The 15954-nt window shown below is 67.7% G+C and carries 16 protein-coding genes; 8 read left to right on the top strand and 8 right to left on the bottom strand.

Annotated features, from left to right (window positions below):
- Positions 1 to 125: 125 nt before the first annotated feature.
- Positions 126 to 1478 carry a cytochrome P450 gene (locus A5789_RS29010; protein ID WP_064903775.1) on the top strand — a complete coding sequence of 451 codons (1353 nt, stop codon included), beginning with the start codon at positions 126 to 128 and terminating at the stop codon, positions 1476 to 1478.
- 92 nt (positions 1479 to 1570) lie between these two features.
- Here A5789_RS29010 and A5789_RS29005 read toward each other — a convergent pair whose 3' ends face one another.
- Together A5789_RS29005 and A5789_RS29000 are read right to left on the bottom strand one after the other, a co-directional pair.
- The gene (locus A5789_RS29005) at positions 1571 to 2320 is read right to left on the bottom strand and encodes an SDR family oxidoreductase (RefSeq protein WP_030515733.1); all 750 of its coding nucleotides are present in this window, start codon (positions 2318 to 2320) and stop codon (positions 1571 to 1573) included.
- 46 nt (positions 2321 to 2366) lie between these two features.
- Entirely contained in the window at positions 2367 to 3839 is a 1473-nt protein-coding gene (locus A5789_RS29000) for an aldehyde dehydrogenase (protein WP_064903757.1), read from the bottom strand.
- A gap of 112 nt (positions 3840 to 3951) precedes the next feature.
- On the opposite strand from A5789_RS29000, the gene A5789_RS28995 reads away from it, so the two are divergent.
- The 6 genes from A5789_RS28995 to A5789_RS28970 all read left to right on the top strand — a co-directional run bounded on the left by A5789_RS28995 (position 3952) and on the right by A5789_RS28970 (position 9803).
- The gene (locus A5789_RS28995; protein WP_064903755.1) at positions 3952 to 4830 is read left to right on the top strand and encodes an SDR family NAD(P)-dependent oxidoreductase; all 879 of its coding nucleotides are present in this window, start codon (positions 3952 to 3954) and stop codon (positions 4828 to 4830) included.
- Between the two features lie 144 nt (positions 4831 to 4974).
- Complete coding sequence (locus A5789_RS28990) at positions 4975 to 6180, top strand: cytochrome P450 (protein ID WP_064903773.1); 1206 nt, start codon at positions 4975 to 4977, stop codon at positions 6178 to 6180.
- A gap of 1 nt (position 6181) precedes the next feature.
- Positions 6182 to 6988 (top strand): SDR family oxidoreductase, encoded by an 807-nt coding sequence (locus A5789_RS28985; RefSeq protein ID WP_064903753.1) that lies wholly within the window; start codon positions 6182 to 6184, stop codon positions 6986 to 6988.
- On the top strand, positions 6988 to 7185 hold the full coding sequence (locus A5789_RS28980; RefSeq protein ID WP_030515738.1) for a ferredoxin: 198 nt from the start codon (positions 6988 to 6990) through the stop codon (positions 7183 to 7185). The genes A5789_RS28985 and A5789_RS28980 overlap by 1 nt, the downstream gene beginning before the upstream one ends.
- Before the next feature lie 31 nt (positions 7186 to 7216).
- On the top strand, positions 7217 to 8296 hold the full coding sequence (locus tag A5789_RS28975; protein ID WP_064903751.1) for a dihydrodipicolinate reductase: 1080 nt from the start codon (positions 7217 to 7219) through the stop codon (positions 8294 to 8296).
- Between the two features lie 280 nt (positions 8297 to 8576).
- On the top strand, positions 8577 to 9803 hold the full coding sequence (locus tag A5789_RS28970) for a cytochrome P450 (RefSeq protein WP_063014473.1): 1227 nt from the start codon (positions 8577 to 8579) through the stop codon (positions 9801 to 9803).
- Between the two features lie 128 nt (positions 9804 to 9931).
- Here A5789_RS28970 and A5789_RS28965 read toward each other — a convergent pair whose 3' ends face one another.
- Positions 9932 to 10531: a TetR/AcrR family transcriptional regulator gene (locus tag A5789_RS28965; protein ID WP_063014475.1), complete on the bottom strand. Its 600-nt coding sequence runs from the start codon at positions 10529 to 10531 to the stop codon at positions 9932 to 9934.
- A gap of 130 nt (positions 10532 to 10661) precedes the next feature.
- On the opposite strand from A5789_RS28965, the gene A5789_RS28960 reads away from it, so the two are divergent.
- On the top strand, positions 10662 to 11537 hold the full coding sequence (locus A5789_RS28960; protein WP_064903749.1) for an NmrA/HSCARG family protein: 876 nt from the start codon (positions 10662 to 10664) through the stop codon (positions 11535 to 11537).
- A gap of 63 nt (positions 11538 to 11600) precedes the next feature.
- Here the strand turns inward: A5789_RS28960 and A5789_RS28955 are convergent, their stop codons facing one another.
- The 5 genes from A5789_RS28955 to A5789_RS28935 form a co-directional block, all read right to left on the bottom strand.
- A complete protein-coding gene (locus A5789_RS28955; protein ID WP_063014572.1) occupies positions 11601 to 12032 on the bottom strand; it encodes a nuclear transport factor 2 family protein in 432 nt (143 codons plus the stop codon).
- 180 nt (positions 12033 to 12212) lie between these two features.
- Positions 12213 to 12524, bottom strand: a complete 312-nt coding sequence (locus tag A5789_RS28950) for a pyrimidine/purine nucleoside phosphorylase (RefSeq protein WP_063014479.1) — start codon at positions 12522 to 12524, stop codon at positions 12213 to 12215.
- A 30-nt stretch (positions 12525 to 12554) separates the two neighbouring features.
- Positions 12555 to 13601: an alpha/beta hydrolase gene (locus A5789_RS28945; protein WP_063014481.1), complete on the bottom strand. Its 1047-nt coding sequence runs from the start codon at positions 13599 to 13601 to the stop codon at positions 12555 to 12557.
- On the bottom strand, positions 13598 to 14482 hold the full coding sequence (locus A5789_RS28940) for a short-chain dehydrogenase/reductase (protein ID WP_064903747.1): 885 nt from the start codon (positions 14480 to 14482) through the stop codon (positions 13598 to 13600). The genes A5789_RS28945 and A5789_RS28940 overlap by 4 nt, the downstream gene beginning before the upstream one ends.
- A complete protein-coding gene (locus tag A5789_RS28935) occupies positions 14479 to 15942 on the bottom strand; it encodes an NAD(P)/FAD-dependent oxidoreductase (protein ID WP_063014485.1) in 1464 nt (487 codons plus the stop codon). The genes A5789_RS28940 and A5789_RS28935 overlap by 4 nt, the downstream gene beginning before the upstream one ends.
- Positions 15943 to 15954 lie beyond the last annotated feature (12 nt).

Below are 15954 nucleotides of genomic sequence, written 5' to 3'. Positions count from 1 at the left end.
CTGTAGCGCATACCTACGACGTCGATATTGCCTGAAATAGCATTCTCAAATTTGGAGAGCAATATTGCCGTTCGCCGTATTCTGTGTGCTTGGAGCCTGAGGCCGGGGACGCCCGAGAGGACAGCATCGTGACCGTGCACGCCGACGACCACAGACAGCCGCGCTACGACTTCGATCGGCATGCGCCGCAGTACCGCGACAATTTCGACGCGATCACCACCGAGATGCACCGGCAGTGTCCGCTCGCGTGGTCGCCGACCTACGGCGGGCACTGGGTGGCGGCCGGCAGCCGCGAGGTGTTCAGCCTCGCGCGCTCGGAACACGTGTCGAGCGACCACGATCCGAACGGGGAGCGCCGCGGCTACCGCGGCATCACCATTCCGTTTCCCGAGACCGGGAATGTCATCCGCAACGGCATCCTCGAAATGGATCCGCCCGAGCAGCGGCTGTGGCGTCAGGCGCTCAATCCGTATCTGTCGCCGGCCGCGGTGCAGCGCTGGGTGCCGTTCGTCGACGAGGTGGTCCGGGCGAGTCTCGACGATCGGATCGAGAGCGGCCGTATCGATTTCGTCGACGACCTGGCCAATATCGTGCCGGCCGTCCTCACCCTGGCGATGCTGGGCATCCCGCTGCGCAAATGGCAGTTGTACTGCGAACCCGCGCACGCCTCGGTGTACACCCCACCGAATTCGCCCGATATCGAACGGGTTCGGCGCCAGCACGAGGCGATGGGCCTGGATCTGCTGATCAACCTCACCCAGGTGCGCGAGAATCCGCGTCCGGGAATCATCGAGGCGCTGACGCGTCTGGAGATCGACGGCGCCGCGCCGCCGGATATCGAAATCCTGGGCATGCTGGGCCTGCTGATCGGTGGCGGCTTCGACACCACCACCGCGCTGACGGCCCATGCGCTGGAATGGCTCTCGGAGCATCCGGATCAGCGGGCGATCCTCAGCGCCGAACGCGACCTGCTGCTGAACTCGGCGACCGAGGAATTCCTCCGGTACTTCACTCCCGCACCCGGTGACGGCCGCACCATCGCCGCGGATTGCGAATATGCGGGCATCCGGCTCGAGGAAGGGGAGCGGCTGTGGCTGTCGTGGGCGATGGCCAACCGCGACCCGGAACTGTTCCCGGACCCGAACACCGTCGACCTGGATCGGAAGGGCAACCGCCACTTCAGCTTCGGTCTGGGCGTCCACCGCTGCATCGGTTCCAATGTGGCGCGCACGGTGTTCAAGCGCATGCTGGTCGCGGTGCTCGATCGGTTGCCGGATTTCCGGTGCGATCCCGGCGGCGCGGTGCACTACGACACGATCGGCGTGATCCAGGGCATGCGCCATTTGCCGGCCACGTTCACACCCGGCCCGCGGCTGGGCCCCGGACTCGACGAAACCCTGGAGACTCTGCAGCAGGTCTGCGATGAGAAGCGCCTGGCCGAGCCGGTCACCGTCCGTCACGGCAGCGCCGACCTCTGATCGCGAAAGGTGAAGCGGCCCGTCCCGGTTCACCGCACCGACCGCTGCCACCGGCCCGCTGGAACGCCCGTCGAGGGGACGGGCGTCGCCTGCTACCGGATGATCTGCCCGCCGTCCACGTTGAGGATGTGCCCGGTGACCCACGCCGCGTCGTCGGACAGGAGATACAGGCATGCCCCCACCAGATCCTGCGGGGTGCCGATCCGCTTGAGCGGCAGGCGATTCACCATGTCGTTCACGATCGAGCCCGGGGTGACGGTCTGCGTCGCCTCGGTGTTGATCGGTCCCGGCGCGATGGCGTTGATGCGGATGTTGGATCCGCCGAGTTCGACCGCCAGCTGCTGGGTGAGGCTGTTGACCCCCGCCTTGGCGAGGCCGTAGAAGTTCGAATACACCCATGCGGCGGTGGAGGACTGGTTCACGATGGATCCGCCGCCGCCCTTCGACATGTGCTGCCACACCGCGCGGGTCATGTTCAGCGCGCCGTCGAGATTCACGCTCATGAACTTCTTGTAGTAGTCCCACGGCACCGTCAGCAGCAGGTCCAACTTCATCCCGCCGTAGATGGCGGCGTTGTTGACCAGATGGTTGATCGCGCCGAACTCGTTCTGCGTGTAGTCGGCCAGGGTGGTGACCGATTCGGGATCGGAGACGTCGACCGGATGGAAGACCGCGGTGGCGCCGCCGCTGCTGATCTCCTCGGCGACCTGTTTTCCCTTGTCCTCGTTGAGATCCGCGACGACGACGGTGGCGCCCTCGCCGGCCAGTGCCCTCGCGTATTCGGCGCCGATGCCCTGGGCCGCGCCGGTGACGATCGCGACGCGATCGGTGAAACGAGCCATGAGTTGTCTTCTCCTGTCGATAATTCGCGACGAGGTCGCGTGCTGTCTATTTCTGGGCGGTGGCGACGAGCTTGGTTTCGAGGTACTCCTCGAATCCGGCGACACCCAGTTCGCGGCCGATGCCGGACTGCTTGTAGCCGCCGAACGGGGCGTCGGCGCTGTACCAGATACCGCCGTTGACGCCCAGGGTTCCGGTCCGGACACCGTTGACCACGTGGTCGATTCGCGCCTGGTCGGTGCCCCACACCTCGCCCGAGAGCCCGTAGGGCGATTCGTTGGCCAGCCGGATGGCGTCGTCGTCGCCGTCGTGCGGGATCACCACCAGCACCGGGCCGAAGATCTCCTCCTGCGCCGCGGTCGAGGTGTTGGACAGTCCGCTGATCAGGGTGGGTTCGATGAAGAACCCGCGGTCGCGATCGGGACTGCCCCCGCCGGTGACGATGGTGCCGCCCTCGGCGCGTGCGATATCGATGTAGCGCTGCACGCGGTCGCGCTGCCGCGCCGAGATGACCGGCCCGCAGACGGTGCCCGGCTCGTTCGGATCACCCGGGACGATGCCGCCCATCGACTTCGCCGCCGCGGCGACCGCCGTGTCGTACTGCTCGCGCGGAACCAGCAGGCGAGTGGTGAGCGCGCAACCCTGGCCGGCGTGGACGCAGACGGTGAACCCCGCGTAGCTCGCCGCGGCGGCCACATCGGTGTCGTCCAGAACGATGAAGGCCGACTTCCCGCCGAGTTCGAGAAATACCTTCTTCAAGCTCTGCGCCGCACCGGCCATGATGGTCCGGCCCGTCTGCGTCGATCCGGTGAACGAGATCATGTCCACCCGCGGATCGGTGACCAGCTGGGCGCCGAGCTGATGGTCGTCGGAGGTGACGATATTGATCACGCCGGCCGGAATGTCGGTGTGTTCGGCGATCACCGTGCCGACCAGCGCGGCGACCCACGGGGTGTCGGGAGCCGGTTTGAGCACCACGGTGCACCCGGCGGCCAGGGCGGGGCCGAGTTTGGCGAAGTTGATCTGATGCGGGAAATTCCACGGCGTGATGGCGCCGACCACGCCGATCGGCTCCCGGCGCAGCGTGCGCGCCGTCGGGATTCCCATCGGCTTCGCGACGCCGAGATCGCTGACCCACTCGTAACTTTCGGCCAGGTCGGCGAAATAGCCGAGGTCGCCGATCGGGCCCTCCAGTTGCGGGCCGCTGGTGAGCATGCGCGGGGCGCCCACCTCGGCGATGGTGATCTCGCGCAGTTCCTCGATGTTGTCGCGCAGCGCGTCGCGCAGTTGCCGCAGGCACCGGGCGCGGAACGCGTGATCGCGCGACCACTCGGTGTTGTCGAAGGCCGCGCGGGCGGCGGCGATGGCCGCGTCCATATCGGCGGCGTCGGCATTGGCGGCCTGGCCGAGGATCTCCTCGGTCGCCGGATTGACCGTCGCGAACACCCCCGCGCCGCCGGCGACCAGTTTGCCGTCGATCAGAAGCCGGGATCCCTCGCCTGGGGGGAGCAGTTTCGTCATTCGCCTCTCCGATAGGGCTGTCTGGACACCTGTACGGAATATAGTTTGGACGGAGCTGTGAATACAAGAACGTGTTGCAGACCGATCGAATCGGCGAGAGGCGGTACCGGCGATGACCGGAGATGCGGCGGTGGCCGGTAAGGCGGCGATCGTGGTGGGCGGCGGCAGCGGCATCGGCCGGGCCGTCGCCGTCGAACTGGCGCGCCAGGGCGCGGGGGTGGTGGTCAATTCCCGGAGCGAGGCGGCGGTGGCCGCGGTGGTGGACGACATTCGCGCGGCGGGCGGTCGTGCCGTCGCGGTCGCGGGCTCGGCCGCGGACGAAACGATCGCGGACGCGCTGGTGAGCCGGTGCGTCGAAAGTTTCGGTGCCGTCGATGTTCTCGTCAACTGTGCCGGGATCGCCGAACCCGCGCACTCCTCGATCCTCGATATCTCCACCGCGGACTGGCGAGCCCAGCTCGATTCCCACCTGACCACGGTGTTCAACACCTGCCGCGCGGTGGCGCCGCTGATGGTGGCTCGCGGCGCCGGCTCGATCGTCAACACCGGCTCGTTCGCCTATCTCGGCGACTACGGCGGCACCGGCTATCCGGCCGGAAAAGGCGCGGTCGCGAGCCTGACGCTGGCCATGGCCGCGGAGCTGAAAGAGCACGGTATCCGGGTGAACGCGATCTGTCCGGGGGCCAGGACGCGACTGTCCACCGGACCGGAATACGAGGCGAAGATCGCCGAGCTGCGCGAGCGGGGGCTGCTCGACGAGTTCACCGCGCAGTCGTCGCTGGACGCGCCGCCGCCCGATTACGCGGCCGCGCTGTATGTCTATCTCGCCTCCGACCTCGCCACCGCGACGGGCGAGATCTTCGTTGCGGCAGGCGGATTCGTCGGTCGCTTCGCCCGGCCGAAGCTCGAGTCGATCGGTTATCGCGACCATGCGGAAACTCCGCCGTGGTCGGTGGCCGAGCTGCGGCCGCTGTTCGGCGAGGGATCGTGAAGCCGATGGTGGCGCTCGAGCTCGCCCATTGTCCGGATTCCGGTCCGGTGGTAGCGTCCAGACACATGTCCAGTCCTGTGTCTCGGTTGGCGGTGTGCGGATGAGGCTTCATGTGAACGCGTTATATTTCGAGAGGTGGGTGTGATGACTGTGGCATCTGCGCAACCGGTCGTATTCGATCCCTACGACTACCGCTTCCACGAGGATCCGTATCCGGTGTATCGGCGGCTGCGCACGGAGGCGCCGCTGTACTACAACCCGGACCTGGACTTCTGGGCGCTGTCGCGCCACGCCGACGTGACGGCCGCATTCCGCGACGCCACCCGTCTGTCCAGTGCCAACGGCGTCTCCCTGGACCCGGCCGCGTGGGGCCCGCACGCGCACAAGACCATGTCTTTTCTCGCCATGGACGATCCGCGCCACCTGCGCATGCGCCAGCTGGTCAACAAGGGCTTCACGCCGCGCCGGATCGCCGGTATGGGCGATCGGATCCGGGAACTGACGTTGCAGCACCTGGAACCCGCGCTCGAGCGGGGCAGTTTCGACTGGATCGAGGATTTCGCGGGCAAGCTGCCCATGGACGTCATCTCCGACATGATGGGCGTGCCCGAACCCGATCGCGCCGAGATCCGCCGGATGGCCGACCTGGTGGTGCATCGCGAGGAGGGTGTGCTCGACGTGCCGGAGGCGGCCATCGAGGCCTCGCTGAATCTGGTCGTCTACTACTCCGACATGGTCGCCCAGCGCCGCCGCAGCCGCACCGAGGACCTGACCTCGGCGCTGCTCGACGCGGAGATCGACGGTGACAAACTCACCGACGACGAGATCATCGGCTTCATGTTCCTCATGGTCGTGGCCGGAAACGAGACCACCACCAAACTGCTCGGCAACGCGCTGTACTGGGCCGGCCGCAACCCCGAACAGTTCGCCAAGGTCGTCGCCGACGGCGACCTGGTGCCGGACTGGGTCGAGGAGACGCTGCGCTACGACAATTCGAGTCAGATGGTGGCGCGCTCCTCGGTCGTCGATGTGCCGTTCGAACACGGGGTGATCCCCGCCGGTTCGAAGGTGGTGTTGCTCATCGGCTCCGCCAATCGCGACGACGCGGTCTTCACCGACGGCGATCGCTACGACATCGAACGCACCGACAAGAGCGCGCTGGCCAGTTTCGGCGGCGGCGTGCACTTCTGCCTGGGCGCGCATCTGGCCCGGCTGGAGACGGTTGTCGCCCTGCGCGAGTTCGCTTCCCGCGTCCGGGAGTACTCGATCGACGAGTCCGCCATGGAGCGGGTGCATTCGACCAATGTCCGGGGGTTTGCGAAACTCCCTGTCACCGTGGAGGTTTCATAGTATGCCGCGTTTCGATCCGCACCCGGATGTGCGACCGGTTCTCATCGCCGGGGCGTCGTCGGGAATCGGCGCCGCGACCGCGATCATGCTGGCCGAGGCCGGATTCCCGGTGGCGCTCGGTGCGCGCCGGGTGGAGACCTGCCGCGAACTGGCCGACAAGATCACCGCCAACGGCGGCACCGCCTTCGCGGGTTCGCTCGACGTGACCGACGATGCCTCGGTCGACGCCTTCGTCACCGCGGCCGAGGAGGCGCTGGGGCCCATCGAGGTCGCGGTATCCGGCGCCGGGGACATCGAATTCGGTCTGGCCTACGAAATGGAACCGCAGACCTTCCTGAAGCAGGTCGACGTCCATCTGGTGGGTGCGCAACGGCTGGCCCATCGCATCCTGCCGGGCATGATCTCCCGGCGCCGCGGCGATTTCGTCTTCATCGGCTCCGACTGCGCCGACCAGGTCCGCCCCCGCAACGGCGCCTACAACGCCGCCAAGACCGGACTCGAGGCGATGGCCCGCCAGCTGCGAATGGAGTTGGAGGGCACCGGTGTTCGCGCCTCGATCGTGCGGCCGGGCGCGACCCAGACCGGAATGGGGATGAACGCCGCACCCGAGCAGGTCGGCCCACTGCTCGACGACTGGGTGAAATGGGGCTTCGCCCGCCACCCCTTCTTCCTGCGCGCCTCCGACCTCGCCGCCGCGATCGCCGCGGTGGTCAACACACCGCGCGGCGCGCATCTGGTGCTGGTCGAGGTGCAGCCGGAAGCCCCGTTGCGCGAGCCGGACCAGGCCGATAAGGAGGCACAGAGCTGATGCGTATCGAAGTGGATCTGGACCTGTGTCAGGGCCACGCGATGTGCCAGGCCGAGGCGCCGGACTACTTCGACGTGCCCAAACACGGCAAGGTCGAAATCGTGCGGCCCGAGGTGGACGAGGCCGACCGCGCGGATGTGGAGAACGCGGTGCGGTACTGCCCGACCCAGGCGCTCTCGATCGTGCGGGACCAGTGATGGGCGCGGCCGTCCGGGAAGGGGAGCGTTCGTGATCAGGGTGATCCAGTGGGCGACCGGTGGAGTGGGTCGCGCCGCGATCGAAGGCGTCCTCGACCATCCGGAGCTGGAACTGGTGGGCGCCTGGGTGCACAGCCCCGACAAGGACGGCGTCGATCTCGGCACCCTGGTGGGGCGTGAGCCCATCGGCGTCACCGCCACCACCGACGCCGAGGCCCTGCTCGCCCTCGACGCCGACTGCGTGATCTACAGCCCGGTCTTCGCCGATACCTCGGTGCTGCGCGCGATCCTGCGTTCGGGCAAGAACGTCGTGACCCCGCTGGGCTGGTTCTATCCCCGGCAGCGCGACCGCGAGAAGTTCGACGCGGTCTGCGCCGAGGGCGGAGTCACGTTGCACGGCACCGGAATTCACCCCGGCGGCCTCACCGAACGGTTGCCGCTGGTGGTCTCCGCGCTGTCGGGTTCGGTGACCGGCGTCCGAGCCGAGGAATTCTCCGATATCCGCACCTACGGCGCTCCGGATGTGGTGCGGCACTGGATGATGTTCGGCGCCGATCCGGAGAAGGCCGCGGGAAGCACCGTCGCGGCGATCCTGGCCGGCGGCTACAGCCAGTCGGTGTGGATGATCGCCGACGAACTGGGATTCGATCTGGATCCCGATATCCGCACCACGCACGACATCGCGGTCGCCACCGCGCCGATCGACTCACCGATCGGCGTCATCGAGCCGGGACAGGTTGCGGCCCAGCGCTTTCGGTGGGAAGGCACGGTCGACGGCGAACCGGTGATCACGGCGGCGGTCAACTGGTTCATGGGTGAGCGGAACTTCGACCCGGCGTGGAGCTTCGGGCCGAACGGTCAGCGGTTCGAGGTCGAGGTGCGCGGCGACCCCGGCTGTGTGCTGACGCTGTCCGGCTTGCACGCCCACGATCCGGCCGAGGGGGCCCGGCGCAATCCCTCGATCGTCGCCACGGCGCTCAACTGTGTGAACGCGATCCCCTATGTCGTGGCGGCCGAACCGGGCGTGCGCACCTATCTCGATCTGCCGCTGCCGGCGGGGCGGGCCGCGCCGCGTCTGCATCGCGACCGGAGAACCGAGGTGAGCGGATGAACGAAACCCGCCGTTGAATTCCCGGGTGCCACTCGGGTTTTCGCCGACCGAACAATGCGATACAGACCGATAGCGTAGAGCGATGCGCGTCCGGACGATCGGGAAATCTCGCCGATCGGACGGTTTTTCGTATGCTCGAAATAGTTTTGTCACAACTTCTGTTTTTCCGGAATGCGCGCATCCGCAGCTCTTTTCCGCTGCAATGCAACGTGTTCTAATCAAGGAAGAACACGTTTCGAAAAATCCATGATTCGCAGTGCAGCGGACACGAGGAGGAACTGTGGCTGCTCCGTCGATACCGGCCGGATTCGATTTCACCGACCCGGGACTGTGGGCCGAGAGAAGTCCGGTCGCCGAATTCGCGGAATTGCGGCGCACCGCGCCGGTCTGGTGGAACGCCCAGAGTGAGGAGCAGTCCTACCCGTTCGAGGATGCCGGCTACTGGGTGGTGAGCCGGCACGAGGACATCAAGGAGATCTCGCGCCGCTCGGACGTCTTCTCCTCGGAGAAGAAGGGTTCCATCATCCGGCTGCCCGGTTTCGCCACGCCGGAGCAGTTGTCGGTGACCAGTGCGCTGCTGGTGAACATGGATCCGCCCAAGCACACCAAGATCCGCCGCATCATCTCCAAGGGTTTCACCCCGCGCGCCGTGGAGAGCCTGCGGGCGGCATTGACCGAGCGGGCCGAGCGAATCGTGCGCGCCGCCAAGGAATCCGGCGGCGGCGATTTCGTCGAACAGGTGGCGTGCGAATTGCCGTTGCAGGCCATCGCCGAACTGCTGGGCGTCCCGCAGGACGATCGCCACAAGCTGTTCGACTGGTCGAATCAGATGCTCAATTACGACGATCCGGAATACGGTGATTCCGCGGTCGCCTCGGCCGAAATTCTGGGCTACGCGTGGAATATGGCCGAGGCGCGCCGGTCGGAACCGTCGGGCGATATCGTCAGCCAACTGGTCAGCGCCGATATCGACGGCGAGGCATTGGGTTCGGACGAATTCGGATTCTTCGTCATTCTCCTCGCCGTCGCCGGAAACGAAACCACCCGCAATGCGATCACGCACGGGATGAAGGCTTTCGTCGACCATCCGGACCAGTGGGAGGTGTACCGGCAGCAGCGTCCGCGCACGGCGGTCGACGAAATCGTGCGCTGGGCGACTCCGGTCACCGCGTTCCAGCGCACCGCGACCGAGGATGTGGAATTGGGCGGGCAGCTGATCAAGGCCGGTGAGCGGGTCGGATTGTTCTACAGCTCGGCCAATTTCGACGAGGCGGCCTTCGACAAGCCGTTCGACTTCGACGTGCTGCGCGATCCCAACCCGCATCTGGCCTTCGGCGGAACGGGCGCCCACTTCTGCGTCGGCGCCAACCTCGCCCGCCTGGAAATAGACCTGATGTTCAACGCCATCGCCGACGTGATGCCCGACCTGCACCAGATCTCCGACCCCCAGCGCCTGCGCTCGGGCTGGATCAACGGCATCAAACACTGGCAGGTCGAATACTCCTAGACCCGGGGAAAAGGGCTGGGGGACAAACCGAGGGCCGCACGATCATTCGTGCGGCCCTCGGTCGTGTGCGCGACATGCGTTGTGGCCCAGTATCATTCCCGGCGCAGTGGTCCGGCAACCGGTGTCGGTCACGCAGGCGCGCGGTGATCGGGCGCGCGGAGGCCGTCGAGCACGACGGCGATCAGGGGGTTCGGCGCGTTGCGCGCTCGGGCGCGGCGTTCGACCGTCGCCGCGCCGATGACCAGGTCGAGCACGTCGGCGACATCGATGTCGGGTCGTACGGCCCCTGCCTCTTTCGCCCGGGAGAGCAGGGTGTCGAACGACCGGATGAAGTCGTGCCGGAGTTCGTCGGGGATCGCTACGGCCGTGCCGCCGTCGTCATCCAGCGCTTCGCACAGCGCCTGGTTGAGGGCGACCTCGCCGACGAGGTGGGTGAAGTAGTCGAAGAACGCGTCCTCCGGCGCGGTATCGGTGCCGGCGAGCAGGCGTGCTCGTTCGGTGAACTCCTCCACCCGGCCGACGACGACCGCCTCGAACAGTGCGGAACGCGTGGGGAAATGCCGGTACACGGTGCCGACGCCGACGCCCGCTCGGCGCGCGATCTCGTCGAACGACGCCGACGAGCCGTCCACCGAGAGCATCTCCCGGGCGACCGCCAGTACCTGGTCCCGGTTGCGGCGCGCGTCGGCGCGCAGTGGCTTGGCAACCTGCCCCGCGTCCTTACCCATCGCTCGATCGTAGCCGCCACCGTTGCTAAACGGAGACTCCTCTCCGTATAGTGAGCGGAAGCGGAGAACTGTCTCCGTTTACTGCGGCTCGGCGGCGCGGTAGATCCGAAGATTCGCTTACGGAGGGCTCATGGAACAGGTTGTTTTCGTCATCGGCGCGACCGGACAGCAAGGCGGGGCGGTCGCCGATCGTCTCCTTGCCGACGGATGGCAGGTGCGGGTGTTGACTCGTCGCCCCGACAGCGACAGGGCGCGAAGCTTGGCGCAAACGGGCGCGCAGGTGATCGCGGGCTCGCTGGAGGATCCCGCCACGATCGACCGCTGCGTCGACGGCGCCTACGGCGTGTACAGCGTGCATCCCGGGCCGCTGACCCCGGAGCAGGACGAGGTGAAGGCAGGTAAGGCCGTCACCGACGCGGCGGTGAAATATGGTGTGGCCCACCTGGTTTACAGCTCTGGCCTGGGTGCCGATCGCGGCGGCCAGCCGACCAAATGGGAGATCGAGCAGCACATCGCCGCGTCGGGTGTCTCGGCCACGGTGCTGCGGCCGAGTTCCTTCATGGAGAATCTGATCACGCAGTCCGCGACGGTCGGGATAAGCGACGGCGCGCTGCGCACCGCCGCCGCCGCGCACGTGCGTCAGCAATTCATCGCGCTCGACGATATCGGCGCGTTCACCGCGCTCGCCCTGCGGAATCCGGACGACTATCGCGGCCGGACACTGGAACTCGTCGGCGACGCGCTCACGCCGCCGGAGGTCGCCGCGCAGGTCGGCGCCGCCCTCGGGCGGCCGGTCCCGTACATCCAGCGCCCGATCGAGGAACTGCGCCGCATCAACGAACGATTCGCCCGCGGCTACGAACTGCTCAACAGCGGCGACGGCAGCATCCCCGACGTCGACGTCGACGAACTGCGCGCACTGCACCCGGGCTTGATGACCTTCCGGGACTGGCTCGACGCCAAGGGCGCGAAGCTGATCCGCCCCTTGCTCGACACCCGGCCTTGATCATCACCGAGGTGCGCCCTCGCGCTTGTCGGCGTCGACGATCGGGAACGGTGACCGAAGCTGTCAGCCGGTGACCGCCGGTTCACCGAAGACGTCACGGTGCCCGCGCGCGGTGTCCATGTATTCGCGAACCCGGTGAATCAGTCCGTCGCGCAGTTCGAACACGAAACAGTAGTCGTTGCTGTAGCGATTTCCGTTCGCCAGCGTGGCAGTCATCGTCTCCTCCACGATCACCCGGTCGCCCTCGGCGTAGAAGCCGTGAAAATCCAGCGCGACATCGGCGACGAACAGGCGGGGAAAACCGTTCGCGATGAACTCCGTGATGGCCTCGCGCCCGATCATGTGGCTGGGAGCGTCCAAGGCGACCGCGGTGGCATTGCCGGCCGGCGCCAGCCATTCGGCGTCCGGAGTGAAGAATGCTGCGATCTGCTCGGCGTCGTGGCCGGCGAAGGCCCGCCAGGCAGCCTGAACCACGGTCCTGTTGTCCGGTGTCATGGCCCGGACCTTACCGTCGTGAGCGACGGCGATCCGGCGGGAAATGGACAAGGTCATCGGGGTGGCGGGGGAGCAACGGCGGCCCGTGCCGCCGCATGGGCCGCACGATCGCTCGTGCGGCCCTCCTTCGGTAAACCCTTGCGTGGTAGTGGTTCTCGGGGCTGCGGGGTTAGCGGCTGCTCAGCCGAAGTGGCAGACGTAGTGCAGGGTTTCCCGCACCTCGATGTCGAACGAGCTGTCGCCGGGCACGGAGAACGATTCGCCGCCGCGGTAGGTCGTCGGCTCGGTCGCGCCGGGTAGTGTCACGGCGCACTCGCCCTCCACCAGTTCCATGATCTCCGGGGCGCCGGTGGTGAAGGTCAATGTCGACGGCAGGATCACGCCGACCGACTTCCTGGTGCCGTCGGGCAGCGTGAGGTCGTGGCTCACGCATTTGCCGTCGAAGTACACATTGGCCTTCGTGGCCACGCTGACGTTCTCGAACTGCGACATGGTCTCTTTCCCGGAGGTGACGTGGAGTAGTCAGCCTACTGACCGCGCCGATCGGCCCGGTGCGGCGGTCGCCGCCGCTGTCTCCCCGGCCGGATCGAGATGGGCGGCGACGAAGCGGGCCGCGGCGCGGTAGGCGGATCGGGATTCGGGCACGACCGCAGGTAGCGCGTGGAACACGTGCAGTTGCCCGGGCCAGGTGTGTAGCGAGCAGTGTGCGCCGGCGGCCCGCAGCGCCGTGGCGAGGGCGACGGCGTCGGCGGTGAAGAACTCGTCCCCGCCGACGTGAATCAGGGTCGGCGGTAGAGCCGTTCCCGCGACCGGCCGCAGCCGCTGCGGTCGCGCGGTGAACTGCGCGACGGCCGCGCGGGCGACGGCCGGGCCCAGCACGGTGTCCCGATGGGCGGAGCGCGCGGCGGTATCCAGGGAGAGATCGGTCATCGGCGAGAACAGCAGCAGGCAGGCAGGGCGCGAATTACCCTGCGCCGCATGCGTGATCGCGAAGTCCGCGGCCAGATAGCCACCCGCGGAATCGCCGGCCAGCACGATGCGGTCCGGACTGTAGCCCTGGGTCAGCAGCCATCGGTAGGCCGCCGCGACATCCCGCGGCGCGGCCGGATGCGGATACTCGGGAGCGAGCCGGTAGGCCGGCGTGAAGACCGGCAGCCGGGTGGCCGTGGAAAGCCGCGAGGCGACGCCGCGGTAGGACCGGGGCGAGCCGGCCACGAACCCGCCGCCGTGTACGTAGAGCACAGCGGCGTCGTCGCGGGTGGCACGCGGTCCGCGCACCCATTCGCCCGGAACCGGGCCGTCGTCCACCGGGTCGATGCCGGTCCCGCCGAGCACCGGCGCGGCCGCGCGCATACCGTGTTCGAGCAGCAGGCGCGCGGCAGCGAGGGTGCGCCGGTCGACCGGGACGGCGGCGAGGACGGTGCCCACCCCGAGCAGTGCCGAGATCCGACGCAGTGTCCGGGCGGGGGGCGAGGCCGGCGCCGCGGTGACGGTGTGGTCTCCCGGGAACATGCCGGCGGTGGCGAATTCCTGGTATTCGGCACGGTTTTCGCCGATCCGGCCGGTCATGGCCGGGCCCGCTGTTCGACGCGCCGCACCAGGTCGTGCATCCGCGTGTCGTTGGCCAGTCGACTGTCGAGTACGACGTTCACCGCGCCGCGTAGCAGGGCGTAGGGCTGCGAACCGAGCGGCGCGACGGTGCGCGGTGCGCGGCGGGCGATGCCGTCGGCGATCACGGTGGCCGCCTCGGTCGCGCTGATCCGGACGTTGAGCGGCCACGGCAGCAGGCTGTCCAGTTCGTGGCCGAGGGGATCGCGATCGAGAGTGCTGCGCGTCATCTCGGTCTCCACCACGCCGAAATACGACACGCCCGCGCTCGCGCCGAACCCGGCCAGTTCCACCCGCAGGGCGCGGCCCAACTGCTCGACGGCGGCCTTGCTGATCATGTACGGCGATCCGGCCATCCCCGGTGCGAACGCCGCGCACGAGGAGACGACCACGACGTGTCCTCGATGGGCGACGATCTGGTCCAGCGCGGGATGCACGGTGTTGTACACGCCGGTGAGGTTGATGGCCATCACCCGGTCGAACGCGGGCCCGGTCATCGTCCGCAGGGTCGCGGCCTCGGGCACGACCCCCGCGTTGGCGACCACGACGTCCAGGCGGCCGAAATGGTCGATCACCCAGGCGACGGCGGCCTCCATACCCTCCCGGTCGGCGACGTCGGCCCCCACGCCGAGCGCGCGCGAGCCGAGATCACGCGCGGCGGTCTCGGCCGCCGCGGCATCGATGTCCACCACCGCGATCCGCGCGCCGCGCCGGTGCAGGATGGCGGCCAGTTCCCGGCCGATGCCCTGACCGGCGCCGGTGATCAGCACCACCCGTCCGTTCACGTCGTAGCGCTCGCCGCCGAGACCGACCGGCCCGAGCAGTCTGCCGAGGCCGATCATGCGTTCACCGCGTAGGACTCGGCGTCGAAACCGGCTGTGCGGCGGCGGTATTCGAAACTCCAGTTCGGGTACAGGCCCGCGTTGCGGCCGTCGGGAGTGGTGTAGTACGTCTGGCATCCGCCGGTGAGCCAGACCGTCGAGGTGCTGCGTTCCCGCATCTCCTCGACGAAGCGCTCCTGGACCTGCGGTCGCAGTTCGACCCGGCGCGCGCCCTTGCGGCGCATCGTGCGCAGGGCGTCGACGATGTAGGTGATCTGGGATTCGATCATGTAGATCGCCGACTGGTTGCCCGCCGCCCCGAACGGACCCAGGGTGCAGAAGAAATTGGGGAATCCGGCCAGTGCGATGCCCAGATAGCTTTGCGGCTGCTGGTGATACAGCTGCGCCATCGTCACGCCGTCGCGTCCGTGGTAGCGCTCGAAGACCGAGGGGATCGGCTTGAAACCGGTGCCGAAGATGATGGTGTCCACTTCGTGCTCGGAGCCGTCACGTAGCACGATCGAGTGCGGCCGGACCTCCGCGATGGATTCGGTCACCACCTCCACGTTCGGCCGGTCCAGCGCCGGGAAGTACGCGTCGGAGAAGATCGCGCGTTTGCAGCCGATCACGTAGTCCGGGGTCAGTTTGGCGCGCAGCTCCGGGTCGCGCACCTGCCGCCGCAGGTGCCACTTGGACAGGGCCTCGTAGGGATGGCGAAAGCGCTTGTCCACCAGCGAGATCAGGCCGAAGGCCTCGATGGTGGCGTACCAGCCGCCGCGAATCGCCTTCTGCGCCATCGGCAGCGTGCGCAGAACCAGCCGCTCCGCGCCGAGCGTGGCGCGGTCCATTCGCGGCACGATCCACGGCGCGGAGCGCTGGAAGAGCAGCAGCTTGCCGACTTTCGGCTGGATCTCGGGCACGAATTGCACCGCGGACGCTCCCGTGCCGATCACCGCGACCCGTTCGCCGGTGAGGTCATGGTCGTGATCCCAGTGCAGCGAGTGAAAAGCATTGCCGGCGAACGTTTCCAGGCCCGGCAGCGCCGGATACTTCGCTTCGGCGAAGACCCCGGCGGCCGACAGCAGGAAATTGGCCGTGAGCGAGCCACGGGAGGTCTCGATCCGCCAGACCGACTCGTCCTCGTCCCACCGGGCGTCCAGCACCTCGGTGCCGAACCGGATGTGCCGGGCCACATCGAACCGTTCCGCCACCGAGCGGAGATAGTCGAGGATCTCGGGCTGCTTGCCGTAGGTGCGCGACCAGTCGGGGTTAGGGGCGAACGAATAGCTGTACAGGTGCGAGGGGACGTCGCACGCGCAGCCGGGGTAGGTGTTCGCCTGCCAGGTGCCGCCGAGGTCGTCCGCGCGTTCCAGGATCACCAGATTGTGGAAACCGGCCGCACGAAGTTTGACAGCCAGGCCGATACCGCCGAATCCGGCGCCGACGATGGCGATGCCGATGTGCTCGCGAGGTGTGTTCATCGCAGGTTCCTT

Source organism: Nocardia sp. 852002-51101_SCH5132738 (assembly GCF_001665695.1).
In the GTDB taxonomy this organism is placed as follows: domain Bacteria; phylum Actinomycetota; class Actinomycetes; order Mycobacteriales; family Mycobacteriaceae; genus Nocardia; species Nocardia nova.
Note: the sequence above shows the minus strand (reverse complement) of the source record. Positions and strands in the feature narration are given on the sequence as shown.